This window comes from Bifidobacterium sp. SO4 (genome assembly GCF_018555355.1).
GTDB classification, from domain to species: Bacteria; Actinomycetota; Actinomycetes; order Actinomycetales; family Bifidobacteriaceae; genus Bifidobacterium; species Bifidobacterium miconisargentati.
Genome location: NZ_JAFEJP010000017.1, coordinates 37,128 through 49,228, shown reverse-complemented (window position 1 = coordinate 49,228; position 12,101 = coordinate 37,128). Strand labels below are relative to the sequence as shown.

At 65.8% G+C, this 12,101-nt stretch carries 7 protein-coding genes; 1 reads left to right on the top strand and 6 read right to left on the bottom strand.

The features are described 5' to 3' along the window. Positions 1-124 precede the first annotated feature (124 nt). The 6 genes from JS536_RS10310 to JS536_RS10285 form a co-directional block, all read right to left on the bottom strand. A complete protein-coding gene (locus tag JS536_RS10310) occupies positions 125-1,081 on the bottom strand; it encodes a TatD family hydrolase (RefSeq protein WP_214356843.1) in 957 nt (318 codons plus the stop codon). Between the two features lie 39 nt (positions 1,082-1,120). Then, complete coding sequence (locus JS536_RS10305) at positions 1,121-2,674, bottom strand: MFS transporter (RefSeq protein WP_214356842.1); 1,554 nt, start codon at positions 2,672-2,674, stop codon at positions 1,121-1,123. A gap of 145 nt (positions 2,675-2,819) precedes the next feature. Next, a complete protein-coding gene (locus JS536_RS10300) occupies positions 2,820-2,987 on the bottom strand; it encodes a hypothetical protein (protein ID WP_214356841.1) in 168 nt (55 codons plus the stop codon). Between the two features lie 30 nt (positions 2,988-3,017). Beyond that, on the bottom strand, positions 3,018-4,310 hold the full coding sequence (locus tag JS536_RS10295; RefSeq protein WP_214356840.1) for a LacI family DNA-binding transcriptional regulator: 1,293 nt from the start codon (positions 4,308-4,310) through the stop codon (positions 3,018-3,020). 170 nt (positions 4,311-4,480) lie between these two features. Next, entirely contained in the window at positions 4,481-5,896 is a 1,416-nt protein-coding gene (locus JS536_RS10290) for a glycoside-pentoside-hexuronide (GPH):cation symporter (protein ID WP_214356839.1), read from the bottom strand. Positions 5,897-6,114: 218 nt separating this feature from the next. Then, on the bottom strand, positions 6,115-10,176 hold the full coding sequence (locus tag JS536_RS10285; protein WP_214356838.1) for a fibronectin type III domain-containing protein: 4,062 nt from the start codon (positions 10,174-10,176) through the stop codon (positions 6,115-6,117). Between the two features lie 315 nt (positions 10,177-10,491). Between JS536_RS10285 and JS536_RS10280 the strand changes: the two genes are divergently transcribed. Next, complete coding sequence (locus JS536_RS10280; RefSeq protein ID WP_214356837.1) at positions 10,492-11,820, top strand: extracellular solute-binding protein; 1,329 nt, start codon at positions 10,492-10,494, stop codon at positions 11,818-11,820. Positions 11,821-12,101: the final 281 nt, after the last annotated feature.

Below are 12,101 nucleotides of genomic sequence, written 5' to 3'. Positions count from 1 at the left end.
TCCTGTCACGCTTGTTGCCGAATGTCATGGTAGCGCCGTAACGAAACCGTCACAACTTACAGCGACGCTCCCCTCAGTCGCCTACGGCGCCAGCTCCCCTCAGAGAGGGGAGCCAAGATAAGAGCTAAATCCCGTATACCGTGCGGGTGGTGCGGCGGGTGCCGCGCGCCACCTCGGCCACGGGCAGGTCGAGCGTATCGGCCATGGCGCGCAGCGTGTAGGGAATCATGTAGGGCGCGTTGGTGCGGCCGCGGTAGGGCATGGGCGTCAGATAGGGCGCGTCCGTCTCCACCATCGCGTGGTCGAGGCCCACGATGCGCAGGGATTCGCGGATGCCGTCGTTGCCCTTGTAGCTCACCGTACCGGAGAAGCTCAGGTACCAACCCTGTTCGCGCGCGATCTCGGCCATCTCGCGGTCGCCGGAGTAGGAGTGGAACACCGTGCGTTCGGGGGCGCCGTCAGCCAACAGGGTCTCGATGACCTCCTTGTGCGAGTCGCGGTCGTGGATCTGCATGGGCAGGTTCAGCTCCTTGGCGAGCGCGATATGCGCGCGGAAGGCCTCGCGCTGGATTTCCATGGCCCCCGCGCCGGTGCGGAACAGGTCCATGCCGGTTTCGCCGATGGCCACCACCTGGTCGGGGTATTGCGTGGCGAGACGATGCACTTCGGCGAGCGCGTCCTCGAAGCTCACGTCGTGGTAGGGCTTGTACTTGATGTCCAGACCGTCCGGACCGGGCACGCCGCGGTGCCCGTGGAGCACGGCCTCGTTGGGATGAATTGCGAGCGCCGCGTGCACATTACCTGGATGATCGAGGGCCATCTGCACGGCGGTCATCAGGTGCGGCAACTCGCAACCGCAGTCGATGATACCCCCAATGCCGACACTTCGCGCCTGGGAGAGCAGCTGATCCACGTCGTACACCGGCACGGCGGGCTGTCCTTTGGCCTGCGCCTCATGGTCCATGGCCCGGGCGAAGGGGATCACGGAGGCCACGTGGGTGTGGTTGTCGATGGTGTGGGCGTCTTCGGGCAGCGGCTCGGGGGCCGGCGCCCAGCTACGGTCGCGATGGTGCTTGCTCATGGCTTCCCAGTGTATGCCGCCGGGTGCCGCGGGCGGCGCTCACCGCCAGCACTGGTCGTAGGGCAGGCCGGTGAGGCGTTCGACGACGTGGCGCACCTCAGGGTCCACGCTCGCCTTGGACCCGCCGTTGCGCAGTCGCGTGATTTCGGACAGCACGATGGAATCGGTGCGCTTGTTGATCACCAGATGGGCAGAGACCATCCAGCAGATGATCATCGCGAAGGCGAACCAGCCGAGCAGCACCGCACCCAGGCCGATTTTGGCCCCGAACGACTGGGCGGGCAGCGTGGCGTCGAATCCCACGGCCCCCAGGATCACACCCACGGCGATGGTGCCGAGGCCCGACCCGAGCTGACGGAACGACGCCTGGATGCCGGAGAACGTGGCCGACCGGTAGCGACGGGTGACGATCTGGTCGATGTCCGCGATGTACGGGAACACGGCCCACGGCAGGTAGCCGCACAACGATTTGAACGCGAAGAACCACAGCGCGCCGGCCACCGCGAATACGGTCCAGGCAGCGCCCGACAGCACGCCGACAAGCATCCACGCGGCGAACAGCCACCCCACGCCCACCAGGCAGCCGAAGAAGTTGATGGCGTACAGGCGTTTCGGCCCGATTTTCGTCATGGCCCAGCCGAACACCGGCATGAGCGGCAGGGAGACCACCGCGCAGCCGAGCAGGAGCGACGCGAAGGCGGCGGTGTGGTTCCAGTTGTAGATCACGAAGAACACGAAGGTCTGGCCGAACACGTCCATCGAAACCTGCACGAGCAGGTAGATGGACAGGTGCTTGCGGAATTCCTTGATCCGCAGGGTGCTGGCGTATTCGCGCAGCACCTTGCCGGCACGCCTGAGCCAGCCGGCCGCACCGATATGGCCCTCGCGCACCTCGCCGCGCACGTAGGCGCCGAATCCCGCGGCTTCCGGGCTCATCTCCCACGTGCTGCGCCAGCAGGCGAACACGGCGAGCGCGAACAGCACGGTGGTGGTGATGGTGAACGTCATGTATCCGGTGGGCGTGGTCTCACCGAACGTGGCGAGCACCGCGCTGCCGATCACGGGGATGGCCGTACCCGCGCAGGTGGAGATGAACAGTCGCACGGTGGAAAGTTTGGTACGACTGTTGAAGTCGGGCGTCATCTCGCCGGGCAACGGGTTGTAGGCGGTCTGGAAGGCCTGCGCGAGCACCACCCAGAACACGTAGGCGGCCGCATATCCGGCCACCGGCAGGCCCGGAACCCACAGGAAGATGCCCAACAGAATCAGCGGGCCGATGAGCATGAGCAGGAAACGGCGGCGGCCGAACCTGCGACCGATGTCGTAACGGTAGAGGTTGTCGTCCAGCACGCCGAACAGCAACGCGGCCACGGCGCTGATGAGCGCGCTCAGGCCGATCACGGTCTGCGCGGTGGCGATGGACATGCCGCAGAACCGCGTCCAGAACAGGGACAGGTAGGTGGCGATGATGGTGAGCTGGCCGCCGCCGTAGAAGTCGCCGATGCCGAAGCCGATGGCCTGACGCAGGGTGACCTTGCGCGGCTGGTCGCCGGTCAGCGCCTCGCGCAGCGCCCGACTGGTGTCGTCTGACATGATTGCCTCCCGGCCCTGCGTGCGGGCTTGATAACGCCTCGGTCCCGTTACCTCAAGTGTAGTGAGCCGGGATGTCCTCGCGCCGGCCGTGTCAGCCGCGACGATTGCGGCGGGCGGTCGACGGTCGGGGGCGACGGTCACGTGGTCACTTCATGCGCGTGCCGATGAACTTGGCCACGGTGTCGATGAGGAAGCCGCCGATGGCGACGACGACCATCACCACCACCGCCTTGCCGAAGGCGCCGCCGAGCGATTGCAGGGCGCCCGTCCAGTCGGCCGCGAGCGTAGTGGCGACCAATGCGATGTGTTCCATGATGATGCTCCTTTGTCAGTGAAAATGGCGCTATTCGACGACGGTGCGCCGCTCCCCCACCGAACGTCGCACGATGATGGAGGTGTCCACCAGCGTGACCGTGTCCGACTGCTCGTCCTCGTTGCGCACACCGAGCTCCGTCAGCTTCTCCATGAGCTGGGCGTCCGCGGGGTTGCGCAACGCGCCCGAATCGCGGCCGAGCAGCAGGCGGACCGCCGTCTGGCCGAGCTGCGCGCGCGGGATGCGGATGGAGGTGATGGGCGGGGTGACGACCGGCGCGATGAGCGTGTTGTCGAAGCCGATCACGGAGACGTCCTCGGGCACACGCACGCCGTCGGCGGTCAGTCGCAGCACGATGCCGGCAGCGATGAGATCGTTGTACGTGATCACGGCGGTGGGCCTGGAACCTTCCAGCGCGAGGGCCGCCTGGTAGCCGCCCTCCACGGTGGGATGCACCGGGCCGATCTGGTTCATGCGGAAGCCCATGCGCTGGCCGATGTCGTGCAGGCAGGACCAGCGCGACTGGTTGGCCCAGGAGGCGCCCGGTCCGGCCACGTAGGTCACGGCCGTGTGATGGTAGCGTCGCAGCAGACTCAACGCGCGCACCACGCCGATGCGCGGGTCCGGCACCACGCTGGGCACGCCGTCCACGGGCCGGTTGAGCACCACGAGCGGCACCTGCTTGGCGTAGTTGCGGATGAAGTCGATGCCGGGCGCGTCCGAGGCAAGGATGATGCCGTTCACCTTGCCTTTGAGATGGTTGAGCATCTGCTGGGTGCGCGGCTGGGATTGGCCGGTTTCGATGATGCCGACGGCACTGTCCGATTCCATGGCCGTGATCTGCGCGCCCTTCAGGATCTGCGAGGAGACGCCGTCGGCCGTGTCCTTGACCACGAGTGCGACGATGCCGCCGCCCATGGCAGCAGGTTTGCCGTTGCCCTGCGGGGTGACGGTGGCATGCGATTGGCGGGTCCGGGACGATTGGGTCGCGGTGGAATCATTGGCTGAGACGGTTTCGCCGGCGGTCTGGCCGAGGGGCGACGGGCCGTCGATCGTGCCGAATCCAGACTGCTGCGAGGGATCGCCGTCGTTGGCGGCGATGCTGGCGACGGTAGCGGATTCGGGCCCGCCGGCACTGACGTTCCGGTGCCGCGGGTTGGGTCGGTAGCCGAGTTCGGCGGCCACGGCGCGCACATGTTCCACGGTCTGGAAGTTCACGCGGCCGGGGTTGCTGAACACGCGGGAGACGGTGGAGATGGCCACGCCGGCCGCATCCGCCACGTCGCTCAGACGCACCCGATCCGTAGCCTTGCGCTGTGCCATCGTCACCTCTTTCCCCCTACGTGCGCTTGGATTCCATACTATAGCGATAGAGAAGAGGCTCCCCTCAGCGAGGGGAGCCTTCGCGGCACAGCCGCTTACCTCACCTACGGGAAGTCCACCGGACTTCCCGCTTCACGGCTCGACCCTCAGAGAGGGGAGCCGGCAACAGGTCAGGCTTGCTGAGCCTCGGCGGCAGAGCGACGCTCGGCGAGCTCGGCCTTGATCTGCTTGAACTTCTCCTCGGTGACCGGGTAGAAGAACATGATCGCGGCGGAGATCACGAAGCCGATCAGCGGCACGAGGCCGGCGGCGAGGCGCAGGTTCTCGGCGACGGTCGGATCCTGGGCCACGTTCATGCCGGACTTGTAACCGGTGAAGGCGAGGATGGCCGGGCCGAGCCAGGAGGTCAGGGCGCCGAACATCTGGCGGAAGAAGCTCAGGCCAGCCATGGCGGCGCCATCGGTGCGCTTGCCGGTCTTCCACTCGTAGTACTCGACGGTGTCGCCTTCCATGCCCCAGACGTAGTTGCCGCAGAACTGGGCGCCGATGGCGTTGAGGGCCAGGCCGACGAGGGACAGCCACACGTTGGTGACGAAGATGAACATCACGCCGCCGAGGATGCCGAGGGCGCAGCCGAGGTACCAGCCGCCCTTCTTGCCGAGGTGACGGGCGATGACCGGGCCGAACGGAGAGGCAATCACGCCGATGGAGGCGTTGATCAGGGTCACGAGGGTGGTGATGAGGGCCAGAGTGCCGGCGTCGGCGCCATTGGCGAGGACTTCCTTGGCGATGATCGGTCCGATGGAGCCCACGCAGGTGGCGATCAGGTAGAAGCCGGTGGCGAAGCACAGGATGAGCAGGGCCGGGTTCGTGAAGATGGCCTTGAGGGTGTCGACGAAGGAGACCCTCGGCTGCTCGGGCACATCGATCTGCTCGATGGTGGTCTTGTACAGGAAGACGTAGATCAGTGCGCCGACGAGGCAGAAGATGCACACGATCGGGAGCATCAGCTTGGCGAGGGCGGCCTGGTCCTTGACGTTGTTGATGGCCGGGGCCAGGGTGAAGGTGACGATCAGGCCGAACAGGGCGCCGCCGACCATACGGGCGGAGGACAGGCGCTGACGCTCGTTCTGGTCCTGGGTCATGGCGCCGAGCAGGGCGCCGTAGGGCACGCCGCCGAGGGCGCCGAGCAGCTGGTACAGCAGGTAGGTGACGATGGCCCATGCCACCTTGATGCCCATCTCGGCGTCGGCCGGAATGGTGTACATCAGGCAGATGGCGACCATCATCGGCACGCCGAAGGCGACGACCAGACGACGGAACTTGCCGTTCTTGTTCGGCTTGACGCGGTCGGCGTAGTTGCCGGCGAGCAGGTAGACGACGGCCTGGAAGAAGCGGGCGAACAGGAAGATGTTGGCGGTGGTCACCGGGTCGATGCCCATGTAGATGTAGTAGGTGGCCAGGAACATCGACATCATTCGCCAGCCGATGTTGTTGGCCAGATCGCCGGAACCATAGCCGACGATGTTCAGCCAGGTCAGCTTCTGCGGCGTCTTCTTCGCCGGCTGCGCTGTTGCAGTGCTCATGCTTGAGAACTCCTTAGTTCTTTCCTTGCGTTTCACGGTGCGCCGCAGGTCCTCTCCTGCACCACACCGCTCGCCGTTGCCGGGGCAGCGGCAAATCTTGTTGTTTATCCTTCTCGGCTCCCCTCAGTCAGCTTCGCTGACAGCTCCCCTCAGAGAGGGGAGCCAAGATAAGGTTTTCGGCTCCCCTCGCTGAGGGGAGCCTGCGCTCCCTGTATCGACTACTTGATGAGGCAGGGCAGGGACGGGCTGGACTCGGCGGACATGCCGATCGCGTTGACCGCGATCACGGACGCCGTGTAGTTGCCGGCCGTGAGGCCCGACACGCTCTTGGCCTCCTCGCCGGCCTCGGCCTTGACCACCTTGACGGTGTTCTCGGTGAGGTTGCGCAGGGTGAGCACGTAGGAGGTGACCGGGGTGCCGCCGTCGGCCGGGGCCTGCCAGGTCACGTTCATCGTGTCGCCGGAGGAGGTGACGCCGGGCTTGTTGGGCTTGGCGGGCACGGCGGCCACGATGATCGGCTCGCTCGGCTCGGACGCCGGGGAGACCTTGTCCTCGCCGGTGGTGGCTTCGATGGTCACCTGGTAGGTGCCGCGGGCCACGTTGGCGAACGTGTAGGCGGTGGTGCCGATCGGCGCCCAGGCGGTGCGCTTGGGCAGGTCGGAGGCCGGGTCGACCGGGGTCAGGTGGATGTTGGTGCCGCCCTTGCCGAAGCCGGAGCGGGTGTCCACGTCGTCCCAGGAGACGGCCACGGAGCCGGACTCCACGAGCAGCTCGGCCACCGGGGCCTTCGGAACAGGCAGCAGGTCGTCCACTTCGTTGGCGTCGGCGCGGCCCACCTTGAAGGCGGCGGAGGTGGCGCTTTCGCCCTCGCCGATCTCGTTGCGGCCCTGGACGGTCACGGTCCACTCGCCGGCCGGCACGTCCGCGATGAGCGCGTGGGTGTCGGTGCCGTTCACCGCGGCGGGGATCACCTCGCCGGCGGCGTTGGTCAGGGTGAGCGTGGTGCCCAGGATCGGCGAGCGTCCGTCGGAGGCGAACGCCCAGCCGACCTGCACGTCGTGGGCCTGCACGGAGACGGTCACGTCCGTGGGTTCGGACGGGATGGCCGGCATGTGGTGGTCGGCGTAGACGGCGATCTCCACGAGCTGCAGGGCGTATTCGTCGTGCTCGTTCGGGTTGGAGCGAAGCTTGGAGGCCTCGACCTTGACGAAGCGGACGTCGTCCACCGGGGAGAAGTCGAAGGCGCGGGCCTTGCCGTTGTCCGGCAGGGCGTAGCCGTGCTTGTCCACGACCTTGGTCCAGGCGTTGCCGTCGGCGGAGACGGAGATGGTGAAGTCGACCGGGAAGCCCTGGCCCTGGTTCGGGTCGAAGGCGCGGTGGCCGGCCGCGAACTCCTGCACGCCGCCGACTCCCTCGCCCTCGCCATGGAAGGCCTCGGCCACGGTGCCGCCGGGGTTCTCACCGCGCGGGGCGAGCACCACCTGGGACACGGTGGTCGGATGGGCGAGCTTGAGGACAACCCATTCGTCGTGGTTCTCGGCACTCGGCTCGCTGGACCAGCCGAAGTGGTTGTAGTCGGCGTTGAACTCGCCGTCCACCAGGGAGGCGGAGGTCCAGCCGTTGCGCTCGGAAGAGGAGCTCACGCGCACGGTGGCGCCCAGGGCCTTGTTGGCGGCCTGGCATGCGCACGGCATCTTGCCGGCCGTGAACTTCACGGTGATGGTCACGGTGTCGCCGTTCTCGCCGGTGTATTCGATCTGACCGGTGTATTCCTTGCCGGATTCGAGGCCGGCCACGTTCACCGTGTAGAACAGCTCCTGCTCGTGGCGCAGGTTGCCGGCGAGACGTTCGAAGCTGATGGAGCCGTTGGCGTCGTCCACCACGCGGGCGGTCCACTTCTCGCTCAGGGCGCCGCCCTCCTGCTTGAGGTGCAGGCAGTGCTTGACGTTGCGGGACACCCAGTCCACGGTGCCGAGGTCGATGACCGGCCTGTTGGAGCCGATCTTGGCGGGCGCCGGGCGGCCGATCCAGCCAAGGAAGTTGTCTTCGGTGAACTTGAGCTTGCCGTTCTTGACCACGCTCAGCGTCTCGATGAGCTTGGACTCGTAGGTCTCCACCTCGCCGGGCACGTGGATGGTGATGGGCAGTTCGGTGAACTCGCCGTGCTCCACCTCGATGGTCTTGGAGCCGGATTCGACCTCGCGCACGGTGCCGTCCTGCGTGTTGAGCGCGGAGACGGTCCAGCGGACCTCGAGTTCGGTGCCGTCGATCTCCTCGTCGTTGTAGACGAGCAGCGTGCGCTGGGAGGCGGTGCCGAGCTGGTAGATGCGGTGCGGCAGGCCGAGGCGCGGTTCCTTGTCGAATTCCTTGTCGAACGCGGCCACGTCCGAGTAGGAGTTGGCGAAGTAGCGGTAACCGTCGCCTTCGATCCAGCGGGCGTCGCCCTCGGCGGTCGGGTCGAACTGCGGGCGCAGCAGGGCCTTCGGGTTCAGGCCATGCTTGGTGTGCTCCTGGTCGAGCTCGATGACCTTCTCGATGTTGTCGTAGATAAACATGGACAGGCAGAACGGCTTCCAGTTGGCCATGCGCGTGGTGCGCACGCCGCGGGTCACGCGGCCCACCTCGCGGCCGAAGTCGGCGCGGGAGATGGTGTCCGGGTTGCCGTTGAGGCGGCCGTGGTAGATGTCCTTGATGGTGCCGTCCTCGGCGTACTGCGGGATGCCGGCGGTGGACACGGAGAACTCCTCGCCGGCGCCGAGCGGCAGGTCGCCGTCAATCTGGTAGAGGTCGTAGATGTCCGGGGCGCTGGTCATGCCGGAGGGGTAGCCGCCGAAGTAGTGGCGGGAGTCCTCGTTGGTAATCGGCTTGTTGAAGCCGTCGTTGATGACCAGACGGGTCGGGTCCTCACGGTTCGCGGCGGCTTCCAGCGGCGGGATGAGGATCTCGGCATCGTTTGGGTTCCAGGCCTCGTTCGTGGTGGACCACAGCACGATGGACGGGTGATTGCGGTACTCGCGCACCCAACGCTCGACCCACTCGGTGTAGTAGCCGATGGCTTCGTCGGAGTAGTTGAGGTAGTACGGCGGGTCGAGGGAGACGTTGGAGGTGGAGCCCGGGTTCCAGAAGGCGGTCTCCTCCTCGAGGAGCATGCCGGTCTCGTCCGCGTGGTCCATGAGCACGTGCGAGGGCACGGAGCGGATGTGGTTGCGGATGATGTTGCAGTTGGCGTGGCGGTAGGCGTCCAGCCAGACCTTGGCCATCTCGTCCATGGCGTGGTTGTCGTCCAGGATCACACCGTAGGCGTCGCCGATCTCGTTGATGAGGTCGCGGTCGCCCTGGTTGAGCAGGCACAGGGAGTCGCCGCGCAGGCGGATCTTGACGCCGTTGATGATGTACTTGTCGCCTTCGCGCCAGAACTGGCGGAAGCCGAAGCGGTCGGACAGCTCGTGGATCGGCGCGGCGTCGGCCGGAGCGGAGGCCGGGGCGATGGCGGCGTCCACGGTGTACAGGAACGGGTCGGTGCGGGACCAGTAGTGGGCGGTCGGCCAGCCCTTGGCCAGCTTGACCACGGTCTCCTTGCCGGCCGGGGCGTGCACGGTGGCGGGCTCGAAGGTGAGCGCGGCGGTTTCGGTGTCGCCCTTGACCGGGTGGACGGCGGCGGTGAGCGTCAGGTCGGCGTCCTGGCCGGTGTGGTTCACGATGGTGACGTTCACGGCGAGCTCGTCGTCGGACGGGTCGGCGTTCTTCTTGAGGTCGGGCATGATCTGCAGGTCGTCGATGCGCAGCTTCGGCTTGGTGACGATCTCCACGTCCTCGCCGATGCCCACGCGGCCCACGATGTTCTCCACGCCGAACGGGAAGAGCAGACGGTCCGGGCCGCCCTCGGTGGCCAGCGCATCCTCCGGCAGGGCCTTGACGGACCACACCTCGATGCGGATCTCGTTGGCGCCGGGCTTGACCGCGTCGTTGATGTCGAGGTCGTACGGCAGCAGGGTCATGAGGTAGCCCTTGGTGGTCAGCGGGCCGACGGACTGGCCGTTGACGAACACCTTGCCGAGCGTGGCGAGCGCGCCCACGTGCAGGAACACATCCTCGTCCGTGATGTTCTCCGGCAGGTCCACGGTCTTGACATACACGCCGTGGTGCAGGCCCTTCTCCCACTCGACCGGGTAACCGGTGGTGCGGCTCAGCGAATCCCACCAAGTCGGCACGACGATGTCATAGCGTTCTTCCCCACCGTTCGGGTAGAAGTCCCACACGCCATTGAGGTTGAGCCTCATTGCAGTCCCTTTCTTGCAACACCTTTGCCATACCGGGCCGAAACCTTCTTCGGTCCGCCGGGTCATCCCGGATCACGACTCACAAGATAGGACCATGCGCACGTTTGCCGTTTTTTGCCATGCCAGTTTTGCTGTTGTTTGCCGTTTTTTGCCATTTCTTGCCGTTGTCTCCGCGAATGATTCGGCGCGGTATTGCCGCTCTTTGCCAATTCCGGCGAATATGGCATCATTCATGGCCCTCGCGCGCGGAGCGAAGGTAGACTCTCCAGACAGAGATCCGCCCTATTGTCCAGTTCAACATCGGAGTGTCTGCACATGTCTCGTCTGTCTCGCGCGCTGAAGATTCGCACGGTTATGGCCGCGGCCGTCGCCGTCGGCCTGGTCGGCACGGCCGCCGGATGCGGCGGCACATCCGGCGGCGGTGCGGCGAACGGCAGCGGCGTCACCGAAATCACGCTGTGGACCTGGCAATCCACCATCAGCGACTTCGTCACCGCGTTCGAGAAGACCCACCCGAACATCAAGGTGAAGGTGACCAACGCCGGCGCCAACGAGGACGAATACATGCAGCTGACCAACGCGCTCAACGCAGGCCGCGGCATCCCGGACCTCGTCTACCTCGACTTCAACGCCGTACACCAGTTCGCCATCTCCGACCAGCTGCGCAGCGTGAACGATTACGGCTTCAAGAGCATCCGCGGCGATTTCACCAAGGCCGCGCAGAACAACGTGACCGTGAACGGCCAGCCGTACGGACTGCCGATCTCCTCGGGCCCGATGGTGATGTTCTACAACCAGGACGTGCTCGCCAAGGCGGGAGTGAACGAGGCGCCGACCACATGGGACGAGTACCGCGAGGCCGCCGAGAAGATCGCGGCCATGCCCGGCAGCGCGCACATCACCAACGACACGGGCGACGGCGGCTTCATCAGCTCCATGCTCTGGCAGGCTGGCGCCAAGCCGTTCAGCGTGGACGGCACCACCGTGGGCGTCGATTTCAGCGGCAGGAACGTGAAGAAGTTCACCGGCATGTGGCAGTCGATGCTGGACAGCAAGCTCATCGACACCTCCACCACCGGCTGGACCGACGACTGGTGGCGCAAGCTGGACGACGGCTCCATCGCCACTATGCTGACCGGCGCGTGGATGGTCTCCTCCATGCAGAAGAACCTGACGCGCACCAAGGGCTCGTGGCGCGTGACCACGATGCCGCAGTACTCGACCGGCGAACATACGAACGGTGAGAACGGCGGCGGCGCTCTGGCACTGCCCAAGGGCTCGGACGACGCCAAGGCGCAGGCGGCCTACGAGTTCGCGGAATGGTTCGCGCACGGCGACGGCGTGCAGGTGAACCTTGAGCAGGGTGGTCTGCCGCCGCTCAATTCGGTGCTCTCCGACTCCGATTGGCTGAATGAGAAGGACCCGTTCTTCGGCGGGCAGACCACGCATCAGGTGATCGCCGAGGCATCCAAGGACGTGACCACGGACTTCGAATACCTGCCGTACATGGCGTACGCGAACTCGATCGCGGTCGATTCCATCGGCCAGGTCTACCACGGCAAGACCACGCTGCAGAAGGCGTTGGTGCAATGGGGCGACGCCTTGAAGACCTACGGCCAGCAGGAAGGTTTCACGGTCAAGTAGGTTCGTCGTGATGGCGAGGACGGGGCGCCTTGCCGGCTGAGGGACGGCCGACTTCCCCGGTTATGCAGTTTCCTCCGGTTCGGCGTCTTTGGCGCGCAAAAAGAAAGGCTCTGTTAAGCCAAGATTGACATGCCCCTTATTCTTGGCTCCCCTTGTCAGGGGAGCTGTCGGCGAAGCCGACTGAGGGGTAGTCCAGTGGAATTCATGTCAATCTTGGTTTAACAGAGCCAAAAAGAAACCCGGCGGAGGGAGCCGCCGGGTGAGAGAGAAGAGAGAAGAAG